This window comes from Halobacterium salinarum DSM 3754, from assembly GCF_008124605.1.
Classification (GTDB): Archaea; Halobacteriota; Halobacteria; order Halobacteriales; family Halobacteriaceae; genus Halobacterium; species Halobacterium salinarum.
Genome location: NZ_VRYN01000002.1, coordinates 460,557 through 487,365, shown reverse-complemented (window position 1 = coordinate 487,365; position 26,809 = coordinate 460,557). Strand labels below are relative to the sequence as shown.

Annotated in this window: 21 protein-coding genes; 9 read left to right on the top strand and 12 right to left on the bottom strand. The window is 70.4% G+C overall.

Going from position 1 to position 26,809, the window contains the following annotated elements; genetic code table 11:
* Positions 1–5 precede the first annotated feature (5 nt).
* Together kdgK1 and mutL are read right to left on the bottom strand one after the other, a co-directional pair.
* A complete protein-coding gene (kdgK1, locus tag APQ99_RS07615; protein ID WP_010902071.1) occupies positions 6–962 on the bottom strand; it encodes a bifunctional 2-dehydro-3-deoxygluconokinase/2-dehydro-3-deoxygalactonokinase in 957 nt (318 codons plus the stop codon).
* 23 nt (positions 963–985) lie between these two features.
* Entirely contained in the window at positions 986–2,965 is a 1,980-nt protein-coding gene (mutL, locus tag APQ99_RS07610; protein ID WP_010902072.1) for a DNA mismatch repair endonuclease MutL, read from the bottom strand.
* Between the two features lie 118 nt (positions 2,966–3,083).
* Here mutL and APQ99_RS07605 point away from each other — a divergent pair, with 118 nt between their 5' ends.
* The 4 genes from APQ99_RS07605 (at position 3,084) to APQ99_RS07590 (ending at position 8,747) form a co-directional block, all read left to right on the top strand.
* Positions 3,084–5,546 (top strand): bacterio-opsin activator domain-containing protein, encoded by a 2,463-nt coding sequence (locus APQ99_RS07605; RefSeq protein ID WP_012289108.1) that lies wholly within the window; start codon positions 3,084–3,086, stop codon positions 5,544–5,546.
* A 76-nt stretch (positions 5,547–5,622) separates the two neighbouring features.
* Positions 5,623–5,769 (top strand): rubrerythrin-like domain-containing protein, encoded by a 147-nt coding sequence (locus tag APQ99_RS07600; RefSeq protein WP_012289109.1) that lies wholly within the window; start codon positions 5,623–5,625, stop codon positions 5,767–5,769.
* Between the two features lie 3 nt (positions 5,770–5,772).
* The gene (gene gdhB / locus APQ99_RS07595) at positions 5,773–7,062 is read left to right on the top strand and encodes a glutamate dehydrogenase GdhB (RefSeq protein ID WP_010902074.1); all 1,290 of its coding nucleotides are present in this window, start codon (positions 5,773–5,775) and stop codon (positions 7,060–7,062) included.
* Between the two features lie 68 nt (positions 7,063–7,130).
* On the top strand, positions 7,131–8,747 hold the full coding sequence (locus APQ99_RS07590) for an AMP-binding protein (protein WP_012289110.1): 1,617 nt from the start codon (positions 7,131–7,133) through the stop codon (positions 8,745–8,747).
* Between the two features lie 15 nt (positions 8,748–8,762).
* Here the strand turns inward: APQ99_RS07590 and mutS (APQ99_RS07585) are convergent, their stop codons facing one another.
* Together mutS (APQ99_RS07585) and APQ99_RS07580 are read right to left on the bottom strand one after the other, a co-directional pair.
* Entirely contained in the window at positions 8,763–11,378 is a 2,616-nt protein-coding gene (mutS, locus tag APQ99_RS07585; RefSeq protein WP_010902076.1) for a DNA mismatch repair protein MutS, read from the bottom strand.
* Between the two features lie 71 nt (positions 11,379–11,449).
* Positions 11,450–12,469, bottom strand: a complete 1,020-nt coding sequence (locus tag APQ99_RS07580; RefSeq protein ID WP_010902077.1) for an AIR synthase family protein — start codon at positions 12,467–12,469, stop codon at positions 11,450–11,452.
* A gap of 134 nt (positions 12,470–12,603) precedes the next feature.
* Between APQ99_RS07580 and psmA the strand changes: the two genes are divergently transcribed.
* On the top strand, positions 12,604–13,365 hold the full coding sequence (gene psmA / locus APQ99_RS07575) for an archaeal proteasome endopeptidase complex subunit alpha (protein WP_010902078.1): 762 nt from the start codon (positions 12,604–12,606) through the stop codon (positions 13,363–13,365).
* A gap of 68 nt (positions 13,366–13,433) precedes the next feature.
* The gene (locus tag APQ99_RS07570) at positions 13,434–13,766 is read left to right on the top strand and encodes a thioredoxin family protein (RefSeq protein WP_012289111.1); all 333 of its coding nucleotides are present in this window, start codon (positions 13,434–13,436) and stop codon (positions 13,764–13,766) included.
* On the opposite strand, the gene APQ99_RS07565 is transcribed toward APQ99_RS07570, so the two are convergent.
* Entirely contained in the window at positions 13,767–14,471 is a 705-nt protein-coding gene (locus tag APQ99_RS07565; protein WP_010902080.1) for a hypothetical protein, read from the bottom strand.
* Between the two features lie 151 nt (positions 14,472–14,622).
* Entirely contained in the window at positions 14,623–15,252 is a 630-nt protein-coding gene (locus tag APQ99_RS07560; RefSeq protein ID WP_136361074.1) for a DsbA family oxidoreductase, read from the bottom strand.
* 201 nt (positions 15,253–15,453) lie between these two features.
* Between APQ99_RS07560 and nucS the strand changes: the two genes are divergently transcribed.
* A complete protein-coding gene (gene nucS / locus APQ99_RS07555; protein ID WP_010902082.1) occupies positions 15,454–16,176 on the top strand; it encodes an endonuclease NucS in 723 nt (240 codons plus the stop codon).
* Here nucS and mutS (APQ99_RS07550) read toward each other — a convergent pair.
* Positions 16,148–18,739, bottom strand: a complete 2,592-nt coding sequence (gene mutS, locus APQ99_RS07550; protein ID WP_136361075.1) for a DNA mismatch repair protein MutS — start codon at positions 18,737–18,739, stop codon at positions 16,148–16,150. The genes nucS and mutS (APQ99_RS07550) overlap by 29 nt on opposite strands.
* A gap of 295 nt (positions 18,740–19,034) precedes the next feature.
* Between mutS (APQ99_RS07550) and APQ99_RS07545 the strand changes: the two genes are divergently transcribed.
* Complete coding sequence (locus tag APQ99_RS07545; protein ID WP_136361076.1) at positions 19,035–21,431, top strand: amino acid permease; 2,397 nt, start codon at positions 19,035–19,037, stop codon at positions 21,429–21,431.
* A 5-nt stretch (positions 21,432–21,436) separates the two neighbouring features.
* Complete coding sequence (locus APQ99_RS07540) at positions 21,437–22,123, top strand: potassium channel family protein (RefSeq protein WP_010902085.1); 687 nt, start codon at positions 21,437–21,439, stop codon at positions 22,121–22,123.
* A gap of 18 nt (positions 22,124–22,141) precedes the next feature.
* On the opposite strand, the gene APQ99_RS07535 is transcribed toward APQ99_RS07540, so the two are convergent.
* From APQ99_RS07535 to hop, 5 genes are all read right to left on the bottom strand, one after another.
* Complete coding sequence (locus APQ99_RS07535; protein WP_136361077.1) at positions 22,142–22,882, bottom strand: GNAT family N-acetyltransferase; 741 nt, start codon at positions 22,880–22,882, stop codon at positions 22,142–22,144.
* Positions 22,883–23,033: 151 nt separating this feature from the next.
* Complete coding sequence (locus APQ99_RS07530) at positions 23,034–23,624, bottom strand: 50S ribosomal protein L15e (RefSeq protein WP_010902087.1); 591 nt, start codon at positions 23,622–23,624, stop codon at positions 23,034–23,036.
* A gap of 132 nt (positions 23,625–23,756) precedes the next feature.
* Positions 23,757–24,737, bottom strand: coding sequence for a restriction endonuclease (locus tag APQ99_RS07525; protein WP_010902088.1), 981 nt, complete (start codon positions 24,735–24,737; stop codon positions 23,757–23,759).
* Between the two features lie 223 nt (positions 24,738–24,960).
* Positions 24,961–25,863 carry a serine/threonine-protein kinase RIO2 gene (locus tag APQ99_RS07520; protein WP_136361078.1) on the bottom strand — a complete coding sequence of 301 codons (903 nt, stop codon included), beginning with the start codon at positions 25,861–25,863 and terminating at the stop codon, positions 24,961–24,963.
* Positions 25,864–25,947: 84 nt separating this feature from the next.
* Positions 25,948–26,772 carry a halorhodopsin gene (gene hop / locus APQ99_RS07515; RefSeq protein WP_010902090.1) on the bottom strand — a complete coding sequence of 275 codons (825 nt, stop codon included), beginning with the start codon at positions 26,770–26,772 and terminating at the stop codon, positions 25,948–25,950.
* Positions 26,773–26,809 lie beyond the last annotated feature (37 nt).

Sequence of the window (26,809 nt, the reverse complement as noted above, 5' to 3'; positions counted from 1 at the left end):
CATCGCTACCGGTCGATTCCGCTGTGCTCGTCGGCCAGCACCGATTCGACGTCCGCGCGCGTGACGAGCGCCACGTCGCCGGGGATCGTGCGCTTCAGCGCGGCCGTCGCAGCCCCCCACGCCAGCGCGTCCTCGACGTCCCCGCCGTCGACGCGCGCGGCGAGGTAGCCGCCGACGAAGGCGTCCCCGGTGCCGATCGGGTCGTGGGTCTCCGTCTCGAAGACGGGCTGCGTGACCGTGGTGGCGTTGCGCACCGCCAGTGCGCCGGCCTCGCCGCGCGTGAGGACGACAGTGCCGAACGCGAACTCGTCGGCCAGCCCCCTGGCGATGGCGTCGGCGTCCCCCGTTCTGTCCAGCACGCCGCGGGCGTCGCGCTCGGCGACGAACAGCACGTCCACGTCCGGGAACAGCGCCTCCAGTGTGTCGCGGGCTTCCTCGTGGCTCCAGAGCCCACGCCGGTAGTTCACGTCGAGGGTTGCCGTCGTCCCCGTCTCCTGGGCGAGTTCGAGCAGGTCCGCGGTCGTCGCCGCGAGTGTTTCGGAGAGCGCGGGCGTGATGCCCGACGTGTGGAGGTAGCCGGCGCGCTCGACGAACGCGGGTGCCAGTTCGTCGGCGGTCGCCGTCGTCACGGCGGCGTCCTGGCGGTCGTAGTGTACGGTCGTCCCGCGTGGCTCCCCGCCCTGTTCGAGGAAGTACAGCCCCTGGCGGAGGTCGTCGCGGTCGGTCCACGTGACCTCCGGCGTGGTGCCCTGCGCGCGCAGCGTCGCCGCGACCTTCCGCCCGAGCGGCGACGCCGGGAGCTTCGACAGCCACGCCGTCTCTGCCCCGAGGCGGCCGGCGGTCACGGCGACGTTGCTCTCCGCGCCCGCCACGCGCACGTCCATCCGGTCGGCCGCCTCGACGCGCTCGTGGCCCGGCGGCGACAGCCGCAGCATCGTCTCCCCGAACGTCACCACGTCCATACGCGGCGTACGCGCGCCGGGGCTTAGTTCCCGGCGTCCTCGCGCCGCCGGCCGGCGTGCCCGGGGTAGTCGCGCTCGAAGCGCGCGGCGAGCTCGTCGCCGTCGACCTCGACGATCGTCGGCCGGCCGTGCGGGCACGCGTAGGGGTTCTCGCAGGCGTCCAGCGCGTCCAGCAACGCCACGACCGACCCCTCGGCCAGTGACGTGTTGCCCTTGATCGCGGGCGAGCACGCCAGATCAGCCAGCACGGCGTCGGCGGCGTCCGCGACCGGCGTCCCGTCGGCGTCCGCGAGGAACGACGAGAGCACGTCCCGCGCGAGCTCGGCGTCGAGCGCGTCCGCGAGGACCGCCGGCACCGCGGTCACGCGCGCCGTCCGCCCGGCGAGCTCGGCGTCGAAGCCAAGTTCGCGGAGGCCGCCGAGCGCCGCCTCGAAGACGGCTGCCTCGCCGGCCGTCAGCTCCAGCTCGGCCGGCGCGACGAGCGCCTGCGACGCGCCGTCAACGCGGGCCTGCAGGCGCTCGTAGTGCACGCGCTCGTCGGCCGCGTGCTGGTCGACGAGGACGAGGCCGTCGCCGGCCTCGGCGACGACGTACGTGTCGTGGAGCTGCCCGAGCACGCGCAGGTCCGGGAGGCTGTCGCGCTCCGAGGTCGTGTCCTGGTCGTCCGCCTCCGGCCCGCCTGCTCCGGTCGGCAGCCGCGCGTTCTCGGCGGGCGCGTCGAAGCGCCCCGTCCGGGACTCGGTGCCGGAACCCGGTCGCTCGCGTGTGCCGTCCGTCGACGCGGCGCTGTCGGCCGCCTCGTCGCCGCCGCCGGTCTCGAACGCGGACGCCGGCGACTCGCTGGTCGCACCGGACGCCGCTGTCCTCTGCCCGTTTCCGTCGCTCTGACCCGCAGCGTCCCCACCCCCGGCGGCCCCAGCGTCTCTGTCGGTCGGCGAGTGTTCGGGCGAAATCTCGGCGTCGCCGGGCTTCGACGCGCCCCGGGGCGCGCCCGCCCGCACGAGTCCCGCGTCCAACAGGGCGTCCCGAACCCCCGCCTCGACGGCGGCTTTCACGCCGGCCTCGTCCTCGAAGCGGACTTCCAGCTTCCGGGGGTGGACGTTCGCGTCGACGCCCTCGCAGTCCACGAACAGCACCGCAAACGGGTAACGGTCGGGCGCGAGCTGGTCGCCGTAGCCGTCGAGGACTGCCTCCCGGAGCACGGCGTCCGTGACCGCGCGCCCGTTCACGAACGTCGCGAGGTACTCCCGGGTCGAGCGCGTGACCTCGGGGTCCGAGACGTAGCCGTGGACGCGCTCGACGCTGTCCGCCGCTGGATCGGCGTCCACGGTGCGCAGCGACTGCGCGACCTCCCGGCCGTAGACGGCGAGCGCGGCGTCCTGCACGTCACCGGTGCCCGTGGTCGCAAACACCTCCCGGCCGTCGTGGGTCAGCGACACCGCCACGTCCGGGTTCGCCAGCGCGTACCGGGTGACCGCGCGGTTCACGTGCCCGAACTCGGTCGCGGCGCGCTTGAGGTATTTCCGACGAGCGGGGGTCTCCCCGAACAGGTCGGTCACCTCGACGGTCGTGCCTGCGGGGTGGCCGGCCGGCGCCACGCTTCCCGCGTCGCCGTGGTCGACGGTGATGCGCGCGCCCGTATCGCCGGCGTTCCGGGGTCGCGTCGTCACGGTCAGCTCCGCCACCGAGCCGATGGTGTACAACGCCTCCCCCCGGAACCCCAGCGTCCCCACGCCGTCCAGCCCGCTGGCGTCGTCGAGTTTGCTCGTCGTGTGCTGGCGGACCGCCATCCGGAGGTCGTCGCCGGTCATCCCGCGGCCGTCGTCGGCCACCACGATCCGGTCGGTGCCGCCGGCGTCGACGCTCACGTCCACGCTCGCTGCGCCCGCGTCGAGGCTGTTCTCCACCAACTCCTTGACGACGCTGGCCGGCCGCTCGACCACCTCGCCGGCCGCGATCCGCGCGACCGTCGCGTCGTCGAGCGCTCGGATGCGGTCAGTCATCGACGCTCCCCCGGCCGGTTCGCGCGCTCGATCCTCATATCCGGCCGCACGCGCGGCTGCCGTATCAATGCCGCGTCGGCAGCTAGACTTTTCGGCCCGTGGCTGCTGGCCCACAGTGATGGTGTCCGACGACCACCAGCCGGTTTCCGCGCCGGTCTTCAACGATCCGGATCGCTTTGTCGCCGTGGTGGACGCCGACGGCGTGGTGCTTTCGGCGAACGACGCTGCGGCGGACGCGGCCACCACCCCCGCCGCAGCACTCCAGGGACGCCGACTCTGGGGGCTGCCATGGGCGAACCCCACTGCCACCCGCCACGAGGTCCAGCGTGCCGTTCGTGCCGCCGCTAACGACGAGTACGCGAGCTTTGACGCCGCCTTCGAGACGCAACGCACGCCCGCTGCCAGCGGCCGCGACGCCGAGCCGTCCGTTCAGTGGGCGTTCCGCGTGCAGCCGGTCCCAAACGACGACCGGCTTGTCGTTCAGGGCGACGTACGCCGGGAACGCGAGCAGCTCGCCGAAGAACTGCGGGCGTCCGAGGAACTCCACCGCGTCACGTTGAACAACATGACCGACACCGTCCTCGTGACTGATGACGACGGAACGTTCACGTACGTCTGCCCGAACGCGCACTACATTTTCGGCTACACGGCCGAGGAAATCCGTGCGTTCGGAACCATCGACGAGCTCCTCGGGTGCGATCCCGTGGGCGGTGACTCGCTGTCCCGGAACGGCGTCGTGACGAACGTCGAGTGTACGGCAACGGACGCGAACGGCGACCAACACACGCTACTCGTGAACGTCCGTGAAGTCTCCATTCAGGGTGGGACGCGACTGTACAGCTGCCGGGATGTGACGACACGGAAACAACGGGAGGACGCACTCGCGCAACTCCAGGAGACGAGCCGCGATCTGCTGTATGCCGGGACCGCCACCGAGGCGGCGACTCGGGTCGTCGACGACGGGACGGCGGCGCTACCCGCCGGTGGCATCGCGGTCTACCGGTTCGATCGCCACGAAAACCGACTGTACCCGGTTGCGGCCGCCGACAACCTGGCGGCTGCTGTCGAAGACGCCGGCGAGTTGCGACTCGACGACCGTTCTCCTGTCGGCACGGCGTTCGTCGCGGACCGCGTGGTCGACTCCGGTGCCGAGGGGGAGTGGGATGCGGGGGTGGCTGCCGGGTTGGCCGAGTGGACGGCCCTCCCGATCGGCGACCACGGCGTGGTGCTCGCGGGGACGGATCGTGGGCGTTCCGACGACGCGTTGGGTGCTGTCGGGATCGAGATCGCGCGCCTCCTGGCGGCCACGCTTGAGGCAGCACTGGACCGCCTCGACCGGGAGGCCGAGCTCCGGGAGCGCGACCAGCGCTTGCAGGCACAGAACCGCCGCCTCTCCGAGATCAACCAGGTGAACGAGATCATCCGAGAGGTTGACGGCGCGCTCGTGGACGCTGACTCCCGAGCGGACATCGAAACCGCGGTCTGCGAGCGGCTCACTGCCGGCGACCGCTTTGCCTTCGCGTGGGTTGGTGACGCAACCGCGCACAACGACCACGTCACGCCACGGGCGTGGGCGGGCGATGCATCCAGCTACCTCGACGAAGCGGCGTTGTCACCGACCGCGTCAGGCGTCTCCGAGCCAGCCGTTCGAACGGCCGCCGACCGCTCAGTGACGCTAGTGCCGAATGTTGCCGACCGCCGCCGGGACGCCGACTGGCCGGCAGCCGCGCTCGCTCACGGGTTCAACTCGGTGTTGTCCGTGCCCTTAGTTTCAGACGACGTACTGTTCGGCACTGTCACGGTCTATGACACGGCCCCGAACGCGTTCAGCGAGACGGTGCGAGCGGTGTTCGCGGAACTCGGACAAACCGTCGGGGCGGCGATCAGCTCCGCACAGCGCAAGGCCGCGCTTGACGGCGATACCACCGTGGTGGTGACGTACGCAGTCCGCGACCAATCCTGGCTGCTCGGCCGACTGGCCGCCGACTTCGACTGCCAGCTCACCGTTGAAAGCGAGGTGGCCGGGAGCACGGGAGACACCCGCGTGGTGGTCAGCGTTGACGGTGCGGATCCGGACGCCGTGGTCGCCGGGGCAACGGCTCTTGTGGACGTGATCAGCGGTGATGTCGTCCAAGCTACCGGCGATAGTGGCGTGGTGAGCCTCTCCCTCCGGACGGGGTTGCGATCGCGCGCGCTCGCCGCCCAGGGGGTAACCCGACGCCAACTAACGGCCACTCCCGAGTCGGGGACCCTCGTGGCAGCCGCGCCCGACGCCGCAACGGCACGCGCTGCCGACAGCCTGCTCGCGGACGCGTTCGCGTCGGTGGACGTTACGGCCCGCCGCCGCCAGCAATCGAGCGCCGACGACGCGCAGGGTCCGTCGCTGACCGAGCGGCAGGTGGAGGTCGCACAGGTCGCCTACCACAGCGGCTTCTTCGATCCCTCACACGCCGTCAGTGGGGCGGTCGTCGCGGAGACGCTGGGGATCTCGAACACCGCGTTCTACGACCACGTCAACCGCATCGAATCGAAAGTCTTCGACGCGGTGTTCGACGACCCCGGCTGCAGTTGGGTTGAATAGTCCACCATGACTCGGCGCAGGACGGGTGACTATTCAGCTAGCATAGCTATTGGTGGACGGCCACTACGGAGATGCGATGGGACGAGACGCACCCACCGATCCGAACGCACAGGCCGCTTACGAGTGTCACATCTGTGGAGAAACCACCACCTCGGACACCCATCCGGGGGCGTGTCCGGACTGCGGGACAACCATGCGCAACCGGGCAACACCACTGGAGTGACCGATGGCCCAGACACCACCGCCGGAGTCCGCGCCCTCCACCGACAGCGAGCCCGAGACCGCCCTGGAGACCGCACGCCGCCAGCTGCAGGCGGCTGCCGAGCACGTCGACATCGCTGACGGCGTGATCGAGCGACTCACCCACCCTACGCGCGTGGTCCAGGTATCGGTGCCGGTCGAGCGCGACGACGGCACCGTCACGGTATACGACGGGTACCGTGCCCAACACGACGACGTACGCGGTCCATACAAAGGTGGGCTCCGCTACCACCCCGGTGTGAGCGCCGAGGAATGCGTCGGCCTCTCGATGTGGATGACTTGGAAGTGTGCCGTCATGGACCTGCCGTTCGGCGGCGCGAAAGGCGGCGTCGTTGTCGATCCGAAGACCCTCAGCGCCGACGAACACGAGCGACTGACACGGCGGTTCGCGGCGGAGCTCCGCGACGAGGTCGGTCCCAGCCAGGACATCCCCGCGCCGGACATGGGAACCGACGCACAGACGATGGCCTGGTTCATGGACGCCTACAGCATGCAACAGGGCGAGACTGTCCCGGGCGTCGTCACCGGGAAGCCGCCAGTTGCCGGTGGGAGCCACGGCCGCGCGGAGGCACCCGGCCGGAGCGTCGCCATCGCCACCAGGGAAGCGATCAACTACTACGACATCCCCATCGACGACGCGACCGTCGCCGTCCAGGGATACGGGAGCGTCGGAGCGAACGCTGCACTGCTGCTCGATGACTGGGGGGCACGCGTCGTCGCCGTCAGCGATGTCAACGGTGGCGTCCTCGACACTGATGGCCTCGATACACACGCGATTCCGTCGCACGGGAACCAGCCGGCGGCGGTGATGCGACACGACGCGCCGAACACACTCACCAACGAGGAGCTCCTCGAACTAGACGTCGATGTGGTGATCCCGGCTGCTGTCGGAAACGTAATCACCGCTGCCAACGCCGACCGCATTCAGGCCGACATCGTCGTTGAGGGGGCCAACGGCCCGACGACATCGGCCGCCGACCGAATCCTCGAGGAGCGCGCCGTGCCCGTGATCCCGGACATCCTCGCGAACGCCGGCGGGGTTACGGTGTCGTACTTCGAGTGGCTCCAGGACATCAACCGCCGGACGTGGTCGCCGGAGCGTGTTCGCGACGAACTCGAATCCGAGATGCTGTCCGCATGGAACGCCGTGCGCAGCGAGGTGGACGACGGAGACCTGAGCTGGCGGGACGCTGCCTACGTTGTCGCGCTGCAACGCATCGGCCGTGCGAAGGAAGCCCGTGGGCTCTGGCCCTGATCTGCACGGCGTTGGGTGTGCCCACACCCCAAACAACTATCACGGACGTTTGTGATGGTGGTGGTGTCATGCATCGACCCCTCCTCGTCACCGACTTCATCGACCGCGCGCGCACCTACTACGGCGACGAAACCGCCGTCGTCGCCACCACCGGCCGGCGGTACACGTACAGCGAGCTCGCCGACCGCGCCGACCGCTTTTCGGCGGTCCTCCAGGCGGCCGGCATCGACAGCGGCGACCGCGTCGCCGTCCTCGACCCGAACACCCACTACCACCTCGAAGCCGCCTACGGCGCGATGCAGCTGGGGGCCATCCACACGCCACTGAACTACCGGCTCACGCCCGACGACTACGCGTACATCCTCGCCGACGCCGGCGCGGACGCCATCTACGCCGACGCCGCGTACGCCGACCGCGTCGAGGCGGTCCGCGACCAGATCCCGACGACCACGTTCATCACCGACGACCCCGCCGCCGTCGACGGCGACTGGCAGGACGCCGACGCCCTGCTGGCCGACGCCGATCCCGACGACTACGACCGCCCCGATATGGCCGAGGACGACGTGATCACCATCAACTACACGTCCGGCACCACCGGGGACCCCAAGGGCGTCTGTCGCACCCACCGCAACGAAGTGGTGCACGCGCTGTTGTTGTCCACCCACCACACCATCACGGACACCGACACCTACCTCTGGACGCTGCCGATGTTCCACGCCAACGGCTGGGGGCACATCTTCGCCATCACGGGCGCTGGTGCCACCCACGTCTGCACGCGGGGCGTCGACGCCGCCAGCGTCTTCGACACCATCCAGGCCGAAGCCGTGTCGTACCTGTGTGCCGCCCCGACCGTCCTGAACATGCTCCTGGACTACCACGAGGCCCACGACGTCGCGGCCACTGGCGACGCCGACGTGCGGGTCGCCACCGCCGGCAGCGCGCCCCCGGAGGCGACGATCCGCGCCGTCGAATCGGCGCTCGACTGGTCGCTCATGCACGTCTACGGGGCCACCGAAACCGGCCCCCTGATCGCCACCTCCGACGCCGACCGACTGCTCGCCGCCGGGGGCGGCAGCCGCGCCGCGATGCAGAAACGCCAGGGCATCGGCCTGTTGGGCACCGAACTGCGCGTCGTCGACGAGCACGGCAACGACGTCCCCCGCGACAACGAGACCATCGGCGAGATCGTCGTCTCCGGCAACCAGGTGATGGACCGCTACTGGAACAAGCCCGACGCCACCGAGCGGGCGTTCACCGACCGCGTCGACGGCTACTTCCACATGGGTGATTTCGCGGTGGTCGACGACACCGGCTTCGTCTCGATCCTGGACCGCAAAAAGGACATCATCATCTCCGGCGGCGAGAACATCTCCTCCATCGAACTGGAGGACACGCTCTTCGAGCACGACGCCGTCGGCGAGGTCGCCGTCGTGCCCTCCCCCCACGACGACTGGGGTGAAACACCGAAGGCGTTCGTCGTCCCTGCCTCCGGGGACCCCAACAACCCCGGCGTCACGACCACCGCGCTCGTCGAGTACACCCGGGCGGAGCTGGCGTCGTTCAAGACGGTGCGGCGGGTCGAGTTCGTCGACGAACTCCCCACCACGGCCACCGGCAAAGTCCAGAAGTACGAGCTGCGTGCCGCGGAGTTCGCCGACGAGGAGTCGCTGGTCGGCCAGGGGTAACCCGGCGGCGGTGCCTCAGTCCTCCAGTCGGTCCTGCCAGGCCTGCACCGTCCCGAGCAGCTCGACCGGCGACGTTTCGGCCAGCTCCACGGTCCGGAGCTCGTCCAGGACGGCCGCCGCCTCGGGGTCGTCCGCCTCGCCGTCGTCGCCCGCGTCGTCGACGAACCCGCCGCTGTCCACGTCGAAGACGGCCTGCACCGACTCGCCGGCCGACCCCTTGGCTTCCACCGCGTTCTCCTCCCGGAGCCGATCGAGCACGCCGCGCGCGCGGTCCACGACCGGCTCCGGGACGCCCGCGAGGGCTGCCACGTGCACGCCGTACGATCGGTCGGTCGCGCCGTCCCGAACCGTCCGCAGGAACGTCACCGCGCCGTCGCGCTCCTCGGCGGCCACGTGGACGTTCACGACCGCGTCCAGGTGGTCGGCAAGCGCCGTCAGCTCGTGGTAGTGGGTGGCGAACAGGGTGGTGGCGCGCACCTCGTTGTGGAGGTACTCGGTCGCCGCCCACGCGATGGAGATGCCGTCGTAGGTCGCCGTTCCCCGCCCCACCTCGTCTAAGACCACCAGCGAGTCGCTGGTGGCGGCGTGCAGGATGCGGGACAGCTCTTCCATCTCGACCATGAACGTCGACCGCCCGCCAGCCAGCTCGTCGAGCGCGCCCACCCGCGTGTAAATCCCGTCCACCAGCCCGATGCGGGCGGCGTCCGCCGGCACGAAGCTCCCGACCTGCGCGAGCAACACGATCACCGCGACCTGGCGCATGTACGTCGACTTCCCGCTCATGTTCGGCCCGGTGACGACCTGGAAGCGCCGGCTCGCATCGAACCGTGCGTCGTTCGGGACGAACGACGTCGTCTGCTCGACCACCGGATGGCGGCCCGCGTCGATGTCGAGGCCGTCGCCGGCCACCAACTCGGGGCGCACCCACTGGTTCGCGGCGGCGTGCTCGGCCAAACTCACGAGCGCGTCCACCTCCGCGAGCGCCCGCCCCACGTCCTGCAGCACCGCCGCGCGCTCCCCCACCCGTTCGCGAAGCGCCGCGAACAACTCCCGTTCGAGCTCCGCGCGCTCGGCCTCGATGCGCAACACCTCGCGCTCGTGGCTGTCGAGCTCCGCCATGGTGTACCGGGTGGCGTTCTTCAACTGCTTGATCCGACGGTACGCGCCGTCCTCGCCGTCTGGCACGGCGTCGGTTTCGCTGTTCCCCACCTGGATGTAGTAGCCGTCGGTCTTGTTCCGGTCGACCTGCAGGTGGGTGATACCCAGGCGGTCTTTCTCCCGGTCGGCAAGCCCGTCCAGCCACGCCCGGTGCTCGTCGTGGGCCGCCAGCAGCTCGTCGAGCGCCTCGTCGTACCCCGCCTGGAGCAGGCCGCCCTCCGAGAGCGTCTTCGGTGGATCGTCCGCCAGTGCGTCCGCAAGCTCCGCTCGCACGTCGGCGGCGGCCGCCCGGTCGACCCGCGCCAGCACGTCTCGGGCCGGCGACTCCGCCAACTCGGGGGTCGTCGTGAGCGCGTCCGCCACGTCCGGCAGCGCCGCCAGCGTGTCCCGCACCCGCAGCAGATCGGTGGCGTCGGCGCGCCCGCTGGCGGCGCGACTGGCCAGCCGTTCGAGATCGTAGATCTCACCCAGCACGTCACCCAGCGCGTCTCGCGCGAGCGCGGCGTCCGCCAGCGCGCCCACCGCGGCCTGCCGGCGGTCCAGCTCCGCGCGGTCCCGGGTGGGGCGTGTCACCCACGCCGCGAGCCGGCGGCCCCCCGCCGCCGACGCGGTGTGGTCGATGGTCGCCAGCAGCGAGCCGTCGCTGCCGCCGGTCATCGTCTCGGTCAGTTCGAGGTTGCGCTGGGTCGTCGCATCCAGCTCCACGTGGTCGCCGCCGCCGAACGGCTGGATGCGGGACACCGACGCCAGCACGCCCTCGTCGGCGGCCGCGATGTAGCCCACCGCCGCGCCCGCCGCCCGCACCACCGGCCCGTCGGCGGCCACGCCCAGGCTCTCGATCACGCCGTCGCCGAACTGCTCGCGCACCCGGTGTGTCGCCCGCCCGGCGTCGAACGCGCCGGCGTCGTGCAGCGTCAGCGTCGCGTCCGTGCGCTCCCGGAGCACGCCCAGGAAGTCGTCGTCGCCGCGCAGCGCCGGCCCGGGCAACACCTCCGCGGGCGCGAACCGGTACAGCTCCGTGACCGCGTCCGCGCGGTCGGCGCCACGGGTCACGCGGAACTGCCCGGTCGTCACGTCCACGAACGCCAGCCCCCAGTCGCCGCCGGCCTCGCGCACGACCGCCGCCAGATACCGGGGGTCGGCGTCCGTCGACGCCAGCAGGGTGCCGGGCGTCACTACGCGCTCGATCTCGCGCTCGATGTCGCCCGCGTCGGTCTCGGACTGCTCGGCGACCGCGACCCGGTAGCCCCGTTCCACGAGCGCCGCCAGATACGGCGTCAGGTCGTCGACGGGCACGCCCGCCATCGGATACGACGACCCGTGGTTGGACTTCTCCGACACCTGCAGGTCAAGCACCGACGCGACCGTTCGCGCGTCCGCCGCGAAGAACTCGTAGAAATCACCCACCTGCATCGCCAGCAGGTCCGCGTCGGTCTCGGCTTTCAACGCCTGGAACTCGTCTACGATCCCCATCCCAGCGCCTCCGTTGGCATCACGTGGATGGTCGCAGCCACAGCCAAGAAGGCTTGCGGTGTGGTCGCCGCCTACGCGTCGTCGCCGTACCGGCTGCGTGCGGTCCGGTAGGCCGGCCACAGCGGGTCGGCCGCTGGCTCCGCCAGCGGGTCGCCGTCCACGGTGACGCCGCTGCCGGCCTCGACGACGCCAACGTCGGCAGCCGGGATGCCCTCGTCGCCCAGCGCCCCGAGCACCGCGTCGACGCTCCCGGGATCGACGGCGGCGATCACCGTGCCCTCACTGGACGCCGCCCACGCGTCCATCCCGAACTGCTCGCAGACCGCCCGCACCCCCGGCAGCACGGGGACGGCGTCCCGCGCGACCGACAGCCCGACACCGCTTGCGGCCGCCAGCTCGTGGAGGCCGTTGGCGAGCCCGCGCTCGGTGGCGTCGTGCATGGCTGTGACCTCGCCCGCCGCCGCCATCGTCGCGGCGTCACGCACCGGCGTGGCGTCCGCGAACCGGTCGCGGGCCGCCGCCGCGGCGGCCGCGCTGATCGGGAGGCGGTCCCCGAACAGCACACCGAGCATGCCCGTCGTCTCGACCGCCGGGCCCTTCGTGACCACCACGCGATCGCCGGGCTGCGCCCCCGTGGGCGTCACCACGTCCTCGGCGGCACCGACCGCCAGCGCCGTCGCGCCGCCGACCGTCGGGAACGAACACCCCTCGTAGGTGCCCGTGTGCCCGGTCGTCAGGCTCACGCCCAGCGCGCGCGCTTCGCGGTCGAACACCTCCCAGATCGCGTCGAACGTCTCCGTTGCGGTGTCCGGGGGTAGGTTCAGATCGACGGCCAGATGCGCGGGCGACAGCCCCGACAGCGCCACGTCACTCACGCAGATGTGGAACGCGAACCACGCCGCGCGCTCGATCCCCAGCGCCCGCAACACGAAGACGGGATCGGTCGCCATCGCCACCACGCTGTCGGCGATCGCAACCACCCCGAAGTCGGCACCGTACGTCGGCCCGAGGCGGACGTCGTCGCGGTCCGCGCCCGTCCGGCCCGCGATGTGGTCGTCGAAGAACCCCCGGCCGGCCTTCCCATCGTCCATGGCCGCGCTTCGGCGCCGCGCCACAAGAACCCCGGCGTGACGCCCCGCGGGTCGATCCGATATTGTTCCGGCGATCGACTACCGAAAGTCAAAGCCCTTTACGTTGCGGGGCACAACACGAACCCAAGGAAACCATGCAGGGTCAGAACCAGCAGCAGGCCTACGACCGGGGAATCACCATTTTCTCCCCTGACGGCCGGCTCTATCAGGTGGAATACGCGCGGGAAGCAGTGAAACGAGGGACGGCCAGCATCGGCGTGCGCACCCCCGAGGGTGTCGTTCTCGTCGTCGACAAGCAGACCCGTTCGCCGCTGCTCGAAGGCTCCAGCGTCGAGAAACTCCACAAGATCGACGACCACGTGGGCGCTGCCAGCGCCGGCCACGTCGCCGACGCCCGCCAGCTCGTGGACTTCGCACGCCAGCAGTCCCAGGTCGAGCGCGTGCGCTACGACGAGCCCATCGGCGTGCGCACGCTCACGAAGAGCGTCACCGACCACATCCAGCAGTACACCCAGGTCGGCGGCGCGCGCCCGTTCGGCGTTGCGCTCCTCATCGCTGGCGTCGAGGGCGGCGAACCCCGCCTCTTCGAGACCGATCCGTCCGGCACGTCCAACGAGTGGAAGGCCGTCGCCATCGGCTCCAACCGCGGGGACATCCAGGAGTTCCTCGAAGACGAATACGACGCCGGCCTCTCGGTCGACGACGGCATCGACCTCGCGCTGCGCGCCCTCAACGAGGGCCGCGAGGACGCCCTCAGCGGTGACGGCGTGGGTGTCGGGATCGTGGACGCCGACACCGGGACCTACCGCGAGCTCGCGGCCGACGAGTCCCAGTCGTACATCGACGACATCGAGGACGCCGCCGACGACAGCGACGACGACGACGACGAGGAGTAACGCCGTCGTCCCGGCAGCATCCCCCACCGGAACCAGTTCTTTTGCGTGCCCGCACCGTACCGGGAGTCGTGACTGTACAGCACCGCCGCCCCGATCGCGTCGCCGACAGCGACGACCTCGACGCCGCGATCGCGGGCGCTGACCGTGTTCTCGTGTTGTTCTACACCACCGGGTGTTCGTTGTGTCAGGCCATCGAACCCGTCGTCGGCAACGTCGCCCGCGACACCGGCGTGCCGGTGGTGATGGTCAACCCCGGCGACGACATCGGGCTCGTCGACGAGTGGGCGATCAGAAGCGTGCCCACGCTCGTGCTCGTCGAGGGCGGCACCGAGGTCGGGCGGCTCGCCGACGGGTTCCAGGGCGGGGACGCCATCGAGGCGTTCATCGCCGACCACGCGTAGTCACGCCGCGTCGTCGTCGGCCGGCGACGGCAGGTGGGGGTCGCGGTGTGGGGTCCGGCCGTACGCCGGCAGCCCGTCGGTGAGCTGGTCGGTGAGCACGCGCCGCAGTCGGTTGAGACTCGTCTGGTCGAGGTGGTGGTGGTCCGCGAGCCGCTGGAACGCGGGCTCGTCGGTGATGTCGTGGCGCTTGTAGCGGTCGAACAGCTCCGCCATCCGGCCCTGCGTGAGCTCCGCCCCGTCGAGGTCGTCCAGCCCGAGGTACTGGCGGCGGTCGATGTCGACGACGTGGCGGATGGCCACCAGCGCCACCTTCTCGATGGCGCGCTGGCTGCCGAACGCTGTGAGGTCGATGGTGTCCATCACGCCCAGGGCCACGTCGCGTTGCCAGGGCGTCACGCCGATCGCCGTGCACAGCGCCTGGGTCGTCCGCAGGCGATCCAGGCGGTGGGCTCGCTGGCTGGTGCCGTCGGTGGCGTGGTGGCGGCCCTCGTGGAGCCGGCGCACGCTGTCCGAGAGGTCGCCGTCCGGGGACTCCGGGCGGCCGATGACGGTCGCGCTCGGGGAGACAACACCCCACTGGCGCACCGTCGAGTCGCGGCGGGCTTCCGCGCGGGACAGCGACCCCGACCCTGCGCGTGCGTCGACAGCGCGGTCGCCGTCGTCCGGGTCCGTCCACTGGAGTCGCTGCCCCGCGTCTGCTGGCATACTCCCTGCTGGGTGCTTCCGGGGAATAAATCCTCGGCCCGGAGCCACGGCTGCCGGGTGTGGAACGCCGAGAATCCTCGCTCGTATCTACTCCTTGTCGCCAGAACCACTTAAACGGCGACGCGATGCGCCGCCCGCGGGCTCGCCGGCCCTAGACGCCTTCCACCAGCCGTTCGAGCTGGCTCGGGGGCACCGCGCCGCGAGCGCCGTGGCCGTCGTAGACGAACGTCGGCACGCCCGTGATGCCGGCCTCGCGGGCGTCCGCGAACTCGTCGCGCAGGCGATCCCGCCACGCCTCGTCGTCGACGACCGTCCGGATCTCCTCGCCGTCCAGCCCGACGCCGTCGGCGATGTCGGCCAGCACGTCGGCGTCGCCCACGTCGCGGTCGTCCGCCCAGAGCGCCGCGAACACGCCCTCGTCGAAGGCGAGCCACTGCTCCGGGAACGTCTCCTTGACGTACCGGGAGGCGACTTGCGCCCGGAAGCCGTCGACGTCGCCGACGAGGTCGGTGCTCATCTCGTCGGCACCGTACTCCTCGCGCAGCCGCTCGACGTTCTGCCGCGCCTCCTCGTAGTACGCCTCGTCCTTCCCGGAGTCGACACTCTCGTCGAGCGTGCCGTCCGGCCGCCGATGCCGGCTGCGCAGGTCGAACGGCTGCCAGTCGATTTCGAGGGCGGGTGCCGCGTCGTCGCGCGCCTCCCGGTAGGTTTCGAGTGACTGCCGCCCGAGATAGCAGAACGGACAGACGTAGTCCGAATACACCGTGATTGATCCCGTCACACCGCTCCGTACGACGGCGCAACAAAAGAACACGCCGACTCCGGGGGTGTGTGCCGACGGCGTGACCGTCGCTGCCGGGCATCGGATGGACCACAGAACACCGCGCGTCGCCGCTCGTATATACTCCTTGTCGCCAGAGACACTTAAACGACGGCGGGCTGCACCCGGTCGTTTTTCCACCCCGCAGGCAAACCCCCGCCCATGCCGCGAACGCTCACGGACCCCACCGCCGACCGTGCGGCCGCGTTCGCCACCGACGCCGCCGCCGACGGCCTCACCGTCTCCCTGATCGGCTCCTGCGTGGCCACGCTCACCGGGCGCTCGCAGCGCGACCTCGCGGCCGGCGTGCGCACCCTCCTCTGGAAGCCCGACGACACCGTGGTGGTCCACGGTGCCAGCGGCCGCGACCCCGACGCGTGGGCGTCCGGTGGCCCGGTCACCGTCGACGCCGCCGACGGTCTCACCGTCGCCTGCGACGGCGGCCACACCGCCGGCGCGCTGCGCGTCCGCTTCGACGCCGTCCACACAGCGACAGCGTTCGACGCCGCCGGCGCGGACGCCACCACGGTGTCCGGAACGGAGGCCGCGCTCAAAGACCGCGTGCTCGACACCCCGGATCTCGTCGAGCCCGGGTTCCAGCCGCTGGCCACCGAGCGCGACACGCCCGCCGGTCCCATCGACATCTACGGCCGGGACGCCGACGGCACCGTGACCGCCGTCGAGCTGAAAAACGTGCGCGCGGGCCCGGCGGCGGCCTCGCAGCTCCAACGGTACGTGGCCGCGCTCCGTCGCACCCTCCACGCCGACGCCACCGTGCGGGGCATCCTCGTCGCGCCCGCCGTCACCGCGAAAACCAGGCGGCTGCTGGCCGACCGTGGGCTGACGTTCTCGCCGGTCAGTCCACCCGGCTCGCGAGATCGTTGAGCACGTTCAACGCCTCGATGGGCGTCAGCTCCGCGACACTCACGTCACGCAGCTCCGCGACGATCCCGGCGGCCGCCCCGCGCTGGCCGTTCGCGTCCGCTGTGGGGGTCGTCCCGCCGTCGCCCCCGTCGGCCGTCGCAGGCGCATCGAGCAGCTCCCGGGCGCGGTCCACGACTGGCTCGGGGACGCCGGCGGTGCGCGCGACCTCCACCCCGTAGGAGGCGGTCGCAGCGCCCGCCCGCACCGCGTGCTCGAAGGCGACGCCGTCGTCCCCTCGGGTCGCCGCGAAATGCAGGTTCAGCGCGTCCGGCAGGCGGTCGGCGTCCGCCGTGAGTTCGTGGTGGTGGGTCGCGAACAGCGTCGTCGCCCCCACGGCGTCGTGGATGTGCTCGGTCACCGCGCGCGCGATCGCGAGCCCGTCGGTCGTCGCGGTCCCGCGGCCCACCTCGTCGAGCAACACCAGCGACTCGTCGGTCGCCGCGCGCAGGATCGACGCCAACTCGGTCATCTCCACCATGAACGTCGACCGCCCGCCCGCGATGTCGTCGCTGGCACCGACCCGCGTGAACACGCGATCCACCACCCGCAACTCGGCGGCCGCCGCCGGCACGAAACAGCCCGCCTGCGCCAACACCACGATCACCGCGACCTGGCGCATGTACGTCGATTTCCCGCTCATGTTCGGCCCGGTGATGACCGCAACCCGGCGGTCGTCGTTCAGGGTCGTGTCGTTCGGCACGAACCCGGACTCGGTGCGCTCGACCACCGGATGGCGACCCCCCTCGATGTGGATGCCGTCGCCGCCCATCACCGGCTTGGTGTAGTCGTGGGCGGCCGCCACGGCCGCAAACGACGCCAGCGCGTCCACCGCCGCAAGCGCGCGCGCCACGGCCTGCATCCGCTCGGCCGCCTCCGCCACCCGCTCCCGGATCCCGACGAACAGCTCGTACTCCAGGTCCTGGGCGCGCTGCTCGGCGCGCACGATCTCCTCCTCGCGTTCTTTCAGCTCCGGCGTGACGTAGCGCTCGGCGTTTTTCAGCGTTTGGCGGCGCTGGTAGTCCTCGGGCACCGCGTCCATGTTCGCCTTCGTCACCTCGATGTAGTAGCCGTGCACGGAGTTCTGGCCCACCTTCAGCGAGTCGACGCCCGTGCGCTCGCGCTCGCTTGCTTCGAGGTCGTCGACCCACTGTTTGCCCGCGCGCTCGGTCGCCCGCAGGTCGTCGAGGCGCTCGTCGTAGCCGTCCCGGATCACGCCCCCGTCGGTCAGCTCCTGTGGCGGATCCGCCACGATCGCGCGGTCGAGCAGCCCCCGGATCTCGGGGAGGTCATCGAGGGCTTCCCGAAGCGACTGCAGCTTCCGGGCGTCGGCGTCCGCCAGCAACCCCCGGACCTCCGGCACCACCGCCAGGGTGTCCGCAAGCGCCCGCAGGTCGCGGGCGTTCGCCCGCCCCCGGGACACCCGCGACACCAACCGCTCGATGTCGTAGACGTCCCGCAGGTGCTCGTGGAGTTCCTCCCGAGACAGGGGGTCCGCGACGAGCTCCCCGACGGCGTCGTGGCGCGCCGCGATGGCGTCCGAATCCACCAGCGGCCGGCGCAGCCAGTCGGTGAGCTTCCGGCGGCCCAGCGCGCACGCCGTCTCGTCGAGCACGTCCACCAGCGCCGTGCCGTCGGTCCCGTGGACGCTGCGCTGCTCGAACAGTTCGAGGCTGCGCAACGCCACGGCGTCCATCTGGAGGTGCTCCGTGGGACTGTACCGCGTCACGTGGTTCAAGTACGTGAGACGCTGGCTGTCGCCGGCTCCGCCCCGCGTGTACTCGGCGTACGACAACAACGCCCCACACGCCCGTAGTTCAGCGGCCGTCGGCAGCGCGTCCTCGCCGCCGAAGTAGTCGGCCACCCGCTCTCGGGCGGCCGCGGGCTCGAAGGCGTCGTCGTCGTACGCGGCGACGAACGCCTCGTCGGCGAACCGGTCGGCGTCGACCCCCGGTCCGACGACGAGTTCGGCGGGCGCGAACCGCCCCAGTTCGTCACGCACGCGCGCCTCGCCGCCGAGCCGTGTGGCATAACAGTCGCCGGTCGACACGTCGAGCAGCGCGAGCCCGAACCCGGCGTCGGCGTCCCGGCCGCCGGCCAGCGCCGCCACGAAGTTGTTGTCCGCGCCCCCGAGCAGTTCGTCCTCGGTGACGGTGCCCGGCGTCACCACCCGTGTCACGGCCCGATCCACCACGCCGCTCACCTCGTCCGGGTCCTGGACCTGGTCGGCAACCGCCACCCGATAGCCGGCGTCCAGCAGCGCCTCGATGTACGGCTCGGCGGTGTCGATGGGCACGCCCGCCATCGGATACTGGCCCGTGGAGTCCTCGCGCGCCGTCAGCGTCACCTCACAGATGCGGGCCGCCGTCTCCGCGGCCGCACAGAACAACTCGTAGAAATCCCCGACCTGGAACAACACCAGCGCGTCGTCGTAGCGCCGCGTGAGCTCGAAATACTGGCTCATCATCGGCGTCAGGTCGCCCTCGCTGGCAGCCATCGCGTCGGGGGGTCCAAGCGCCGCGTCCATGCACGGGAGCCAGCACCGCGACGCCGTTATGCCCACCGATCGCGGGGACAGTCGGGGTGCCATGGTGCCGCCCACCACGCGAATCCGAAACGCACATGCGCTCCGCTGCGCTCCCGCCACACGGATCCGTCACTCCTGTCGGTTCGACACTGACGCATCTCCCGCCGAGCCACAGTGCACCCGCTGCGACCCACCACACCAGTATGAGTGATCACACCACACACCCCGTCGCACCGTCCGCGTCCACAGCCCACCGCCGCCTCGTCGTCGCCCACCCGCCCGGAGGGTGGGGGTCGTGAGCAACACCGACCAGGAGCTCGCCCGCGACCTCGGCTTCCTCGAAGCCTACACCATCGGTCTCGGCACGATGATCGGGGCCGGCATCTTCGTGCTCCCGAAGATCGCCGCCGAACAGGCCGGCCCCGCCAGCATGGTGTCGTTTTTCGTCGGCGGCATGGTGTCGCTGTTCGCCGCGCTCTCGTTGTCCGAGCTCGCCACCGGCATGCCGAAAGCCGGCGGCAGCTACTACTACGTCAACCGCGCGCTGGGGCCGTTTTTCGGCAGCATCGTCGGCTGGGGGATGTGGGCCGGGCTGACGTTCGCGTCGGCGTTCTACATGATCGGGTTCGGCCAATACCTCCTGCCGGGACTGGGCGAGTACGTCGGCGTCCTCGCCGGCTGGGGGGATCTCGGGATCACCGTTGCCGCGCTCGCGATGGCCGCGCTTCTGACTGCCGTCAACTACTACGGCGTCAAAGAAACCAGCGCGCTCCAGAACGTCATCGTGCTCACGCTGGTCGGACTCGTGCTCGCGTTCCTCGGGCTCGGCGCGGTCACCGGCCCGACGATCACGGAGTTCAACCCCAACGGCTGGCCCGCGGTCGCCGCGACCGTCGGCACCGTCTACGTGACGTTCATCGGCTTCGAGGTGATCGCCACCAGCGCCGAGGAGATCAAAGACCCCAGCCGGAACCTCCCGCTGGCGATGATCGCCGCCGTCGTCACGCCCACCCTGATGTACGTCGGCGTGATGTTCGTCTCCACCGGTACGATCGACATCCCCGTGCTCGCGGGCTCCGACGTTCCGGTCGCGCTGGTCGCCCGTGAGATCTTCCAGCCGCTTGCCGGCGCGGTCTCCTGGCTCCCGTTCGTCTCCGTTCAGCCCGCCACCGCCGGCTCGGTCGGCGCGCTCGCAATGATCGTCGGCGCGGTGCTCGCGACCGTCTCCAGCGCCAACGCGAGCATCCTGTCGGCGGCGCGCGTGAACTTCGCGATGGGGCGGGACAAGATCCTCGTCAACTGGCTCAACGAAGTCCACGACCGATTCCGCACGCCGTACCGCGCGATCGCCGCGACGGGCGTCATCACGCTGCTGTTGATCGGGATCGGCGTCGGCGTCGGCACGCTGGCCGAGGTGGCGAGTTTCATGTACCTCGTCACGTACGCCCTCGTGCACGTCTCCGTGGTCGTGTTGCGGCGCGCGAACCCCGACACCTACGACCCGGCGTTCCGCATCCCCGCGGTGCTGTACCCGGTGGTGCCGGTGCTCGGCGCGGCGGCGTGCGTCGCGGTCCTCGTCCAGATGTCCGTGACGTTCTCCCCCATGACGATCGGGGTGGCGTCCGTCGCGGTCGTGCTGCCGGTGACGCCGACGCCGGTCGGCGCGATCGGCACCGTCCTGGTGGCGTTCGGGATCGCGTGGTACTACTGCTATGCCCGCGCCTGCGCGCCGAGTCAGAGCCTCGTCGGCGACGCACTCGCGCCGTCCTCGTCGCCGGACACGGACACACCCGACACCTACACCGTCGTGGTGCCGGTTGCGAACCCGGACACGGAACACGACCTCCTGCGCATGGCGGCCGCGAGCGCGCACGCTCACACCGACGCGCACGCCGAAGTCATCGCGGTGAACGTCATCGAGGTCCCCCGCCAGACGTCGCTGTCCCAGGACCTCGCCTTCGAAGAGGAGCGCGTCGAGCGCCAACAGGAGCTGCTCGACGCCGCCAGCGCGGCCGCCGCCGACCTGGACGTGCGCCTGCGGACGCGCGCCGTCGCCAGCCACGACACCGGGGCCGCCATCCTCGACGTCATCGAGGACACGGCCGCCGATCACGTGTTGCTCGGCTGGGGGGGCACGCGTCGCCGCGACCACGTCCTGGGGTCGACCATCGACCCCGTGGTCGGCCACGCGTCCTGTGACGCCACGCTCGTGCGCCTCGGGCCGGCCGCCGCCAGCGACGCCAGCGACATCATGGTGCTCGCCGGGGAGGGCCCACACGCGCCGGTTGCCGCCCGCCGCGCGGCCGAATTCGTCGCCGCCGACGAGACGGACGCGTCGCTGACGCTGCTGAACGTGCAGCCGCCCGCGGACGACGACGCCGACGCGTCGGCCACCGAGCGCGGGGCGGCGGTCATCGACGCCCTCGCGGAGCGCGCTGCCATCAAATATATGACCTATGACACCGAAGTAGTCGTCTCGACGGACACCGAGGCCGCCGTCATCGACGCCGCCGCCGACTTCGATATGGTTTACGCCGGCGCAACGCGCTCGGGGCCGGTGTCCCAGGCCGTCTTCGGCTCGATCCCGGAGGCCGTCGGTGCGGGCGTCGATCAAACCGTCGTCATGGCGCGCGGCCCGGACAACACACCAATGTCAGTACGTGACGCGATCACACGACGGTTCGGGGGATAGCTCGCATGTATCTCATCATCGTGGGTGCCGGCGACATCGGCACCCCGCTCATCGACGTCGCCACCCGGTCGGGCAACGAGGTCGCAGTCATCGAGCGCGACGACAGCCGCGCCGCCCGGGCGGCAGACGACTACGACTGCCTCGTGTTGCACGACGACGCCACGATCAAAGACACGCTGGCTGACGCCGGCGCCGGGCGCGCCGACGCCATCATCTCCACCACCGACCAGGACGCCACCAACATCATGGTGTGCCTGCTGGCCGCGGAGTTCGACATCCCCGCGATCCTCTCCGTGGTCCACAACCCCGAACACATGGGGGTCTTCGAGCGCATCGGCGTGAGCACGATGGAAAACCCCCAGCAGCTCATCGCCGAATACCTCTACCGGGCCGTGACGCGTCCCGCGATCGTCGATTACATGCGCATCGGCGACCACGCCGAGGTCTTCGAGATCAGCGTCACCGACTCGGCACCCGTCGCCGGCACGACCCTCCAGGAGGCCGCGAACACGGGCGCGCTCCCCGACGACGTGCTGGTCGTCGCCATCGAGCGCGACGGTGACGGCGACCCCATCACGCCCCGCGGGGACACCGTCATTCAGGCCGGCGACCTCCTCACGGTGTACTCCGGGGTGGGCGCGAACCCGTCGGTCACGGATGCCTTCGGACACAACGAGGACGCCACCGGATAGCGCCCCCCGGGCGCGTGGCTACAGCCGGTAGGCCATCATCACCTCGTCGACGTACGCCTCGTCAAGCTGGTAGTGGTCGGCGCGGCGGGCTTCGCGCTCCCAGCCACGGGATTCGAGGAACCCGATGGCGGCGTCGTTCGTCGCCGGCACGCTGTTGTAGAGTTTCTCGTAGCCCCGGCTGGCGGCCCACTCCAGCCCACGCTCCAGCAGGTAGCCGCCGATCCCGTGGCCTTGGTAGGCGTCGATCACGCCGACAGTGAGGGTGGCGGTGTGTGCGAGCTTCGCCAGCTCGGAGCCGACCAGGTGCACCCACCCAACGACCGCCTCGTCGACGGTCGCGACGAAGAACATGCGTTCCTCAACGTCGTTGTGCCGCAACAACACTTCCTCGTGGTCGACGATGTCGGCGACGGATTCGGCCTCGATGTACGTGCGGTCGTCGGCGACCTGCCGTATCGCCCCGACGAGCCCGGACAGATCCCCCTGTCGCGCCGGGCGAACGACCACCTCGATGCCGTCGCTGCGGTGGGTCTCGGCCGCCACGTCGGCGTCGAAGGCGACGGTGACGGCCTCGTCGTCCACGCGCAGGAACCCGTCCCGCTGGAGGATGGCGACGTGGTGGCGGATGCCCCGCGGGGACAACGGCATCGCCGCTTCGAGGTCGTCGTACGTGCACTCGCCGTGGCGCTCGACGTAGTTGTAGAGGCGCTTCTGGTCGTCGTGGTCGAACGCGAGCTCCGTCTCGGCGGTGTCGCTCATACGTTCGTGTACGCAGTCCGATCACTTAGTGGTTTGTCGTGTCTTCACATGGCATGCCCGGTGGCTGGGACACGGCCACGCTCCGTACTCACGCCGCGGGACCGCGACTGCTGGCCCGCGACACACCGCAGAAATCGGCCGCCCGCTCGCGCTACGACTTGTTGCGCTTGTCGGCGTTCGTCGACGGGCGCAGGCCCTCGGTGCCCTTGCCGCGGTTCTGGAGGCCACGCGCGCGTCGTCCCGCGCTCGTCTTCCCACGGAACACGCGGTTCTTGTGGCTGTCGTCGCAGATCCAGTTCAGATCGTCGTCGTTCTGGATCGCGCCGTGCTCCGGGTCCAGGAGGATCGCTTCGAACCACTTCTGGGAGCCGTCCTCACCGACCCAGTAGGAGTTCAGCGTCCGGAGGTTCACGTACTTCCGGCTGGCGCGCTCCTCGGCGATGCGCTGGAGGTTCTTCGCGCGACCGATGCGGTTGACGCCCTGGCGCTTCGTGCGGCGACCCGCCTTGAACCGGGACTTCCGGGCGGTCCCCTTGCGCACGCTCACGCGCACCACGACGACGCCCTGCTTGGCCTTGTAGCCCAGCTCGCGGGCCTTGTCGAGGCGCGTCGGGCGGTCGACCCGTTCGATCGCGCCCTCCTTGCGCCAGTCCTGCTTGCGCTGCCACTGCAGCTCGGCGAGCTTCCCGTCGTCGGGATCCTCCCACGCTTCCTTGATGTGCGAATAGAAACTTCGTGCCATTGTTCTGTGTCCGCGGGCGTTGTGTGGTTCAATTCCCGGCGCACCGAGAATCACATCCCGGCCCGACGCGTCGTCAGGCGCCCGCTGGAGCCCGCCACCAGCGAGTTACCGTTCGGTACTCCACCGGCGGGGTTAAGAACTTCGGAACGACGCCACGTCCGTGCTGAGATCGTCGGCACGCTGGAAGCGCAGCCCCGGCCCGCCGTACCGCTCAACCAGCGTCGCCCCGTCGAAGTCGGCGGGTGCCTGGAACACCACGATCCCACGCGCCGTGCCGTTCGCCGGCACCTGCTTGGGGAGCTGTGCCGCCCGGAACGCCGTGGACGCGTTGGTGAACGACTGCGGCGACCGGAACGTCCCGTTGGCCGCGAGCGCCACCGTCTCGTCTCGGATCGTCACGGGCTCGCTGCCGGTCGCCGTCGCTTCGAAGGCCACCACCACGAACGTCTGGCCCGCCGGCGCGGTGTAGTTCCTGATCTCACCCCGGGGTTGTGCCGTCCACCGCACCGTCGCCGTCGGGGCGTCCGCGTCGGACAACGACAGCGCCGTGATCGGCTGTCCGCTCGCCGAGCCGGCCCGCAACTCGTCGACGAACGGCACCGACCCGAGCAGCGTCGGCCCCACGAACACCGCCGCCGCCACGACCAGGGCCGCCACCAGGATCGGGATCACCGGCACCCCGGTCGGCACCGACACCGGCAGCGACGGCAAGCGACCGCCCCCACCGCCGCCACCGCCCGTGTACTCCGTCACCATCTCTTCGACGCCCTCCTCGCGCACCGAGTTCGCCAACTCGTTCGGGTCGAGGAGGTGGATGTCCTCGGAGTCGGCGGCCGTCCGCGCGCCCGTCGTGAACCGCCCCAGCGTCGCCATCACCCGGACGTCGACGCCCTGCTTGTCGCAGAACGCGAGGAAATCCTCGACCTCCGAGGCGTCGACTTCCGTTCCGTCGTCCGGGCGCACGCCCATGAGCCCGCGCGTCCCCGAGTCCTTGTCCCCGGCCACCAGGTACGTGCCGTCGTCGTTTTCGGTCACCGACGTCTCCCAGCCCTTCTCCGCCCAGAACGCGGCCAGGAACTCGGGGAACGCCGACGCCTGCATCTCATCGAACATTACGATGCCTCCATGCCTGCGTTGGTGGTCCAGCCACGCCCGCTTGCTGTCTCGGTGTCGCCACCGCACCCGGCCCGCCGCGTCGTGGCTGCTGGCCCAATTCGGTCCATGAGTGAAACTCCGCGTTGGAACGCCGTTGCCGCGCCCGCGGTATAAATACGCGGGTGTCTGTCGGTCACACGTCACGTCCCGCGCCGCACCCGGCGGTGGTGGGCGCTCGCGTTCAGTGCTCGGTGACCGACGCGAACGCGTCGTCGGCGACCGCCCCAACGACGGCGTCGTGGTCGACTGCCGGCACGTCACTGGGGTATTTCTGGCGGAAATACTGGACGATGTTCTCCACGTCCCGCGCCAGCAACTCGCGGGCGTTCTCGTGGTCGGTCGGCGTCGCCTGGGGCCAATCGAACAACACGACGCCGTCCGAATCCACGAACACGTTGTACTCGCTGACGTCGGCGTGGACGTACCCCTCGCGGTACGCCGCCGCGACCTCCCGCAGGATCAGATCCAACACGCCGCTCGCCTGCTCGGGGTTCAGCTTCGCGTTCGACAGCTCGGTGCCGCTGACCTTCTCCATCACGATGGCGTGGCGGTTGTGATCGACCGGCCGCGGCACGTTCACGGTCGGGTACAGCGCCTCCAAGGCGTCGTACTCGCGCTCGGCGGCCTTCCGTGCGGTGTACTGCCACGACGTGTGTTCTTTCTCGCTGGTGTAATCCCGGCCCCGGTGGACCTCCCGGAACTGCGTGTACCCCTCGCGGTGGAACTTCAGCGCCATCGGCCGAAACGACTGCACCTCGTAGACGTCGCTCTCCTTGCCGACGCCGAGGGGCGCGCCGAACCCCTCGACGCTGTCCCGCTCGGCGAACGTGTGCAACGCCAGCACGTCGTAGCCCGCGAACGTGAGCTGGACGCCCTCGTACTGGATGGTCTTCCGTTCGAGGAACTCCCGGTCGAGCATCCTGTCGAGCCGGTAGTCGACCTCCTCGGGCGTGAGCCGCGAGAACTCCGGCAGCTTCTCGCGGCTCACCCACTCCGAGAACCGCATCCCGTGCTCGACGCCCGACAGCAGGTGGAAGTCCTCCGGGTCGAGGGCAGCGATCTCGTCGGCGACGTTCCGCACCATTCACTCACGCGTAGTCGGCCACCGGGTATAAGCCTCCTGAAGCGCACAGCCGCCGCGATCAGCCGGCCGCCGTCCTGGCGGCGCTCAGTCGTCGCTTGACATGGTGCCAAGCGTCTGGCCGGCGACCGCCACGGTCCGCTCGTTGTTCGCCACCCACCGCAACAGGATGAACGCGAAGACGTACTTCGCGAAGACGTCAAGCACCGAGTACGCCCAGGACGTAACTCCCACGGACTGCACGAGCGCCAGCCCCTCCACGCCGACCGCCCACACGATGGGGTATCCGAGCCAGAGCACCACCGTGAGCACGCGCAGCGTGTCGAAGATCTCCGCGGTGCCGGCGCTCGACGCCGACGCCGCCCAGTCGGTCACTAGGGCGGACAACACCACCACGAAGAACGCGCAACTGATCGCGTAAAACGCCCACCGGAAGAGCAGCGCCGACGTGGTCATCGCCGCCGCCAACCCCGTCACGCACATCCCGATGTCGGCCGCGATCACGGTAAACAGACTGCCGAGATCGACGTCCGCCAGCAGCCCCAGCGCCAGCAGTATCATCGGCGTCGACAGCGCCCACGTGAGATACCGCCCCCACTGACTGCGCACCATCTCGCCGGCCAGCGCGTGCCCGGCGGGCATCTCGATCATCCCCACGGTGAGCCCCGACAGCAGCCCGAGGTAGCTGGAGATCGACACCAGCGGGATCATCAGCGTCGCCCCCCAGATGAGCCGCGGTCGTCCCGGTCTGATGGTGCGTCCCATATACACGAACACGAGGATCGCGATCCCCGCGAGCGCGACGTTCACCCACAGCGACGAACTCAACAGCGCGTTCTCGCGGACCGCGGCCGCCGATTGCGCGCCCAGCACCCCCGCATCGACCACACCGGGTACACTCGTGATTGACATGTGTTCGGAAGGACACGGCACGCCATTAAATAACCTC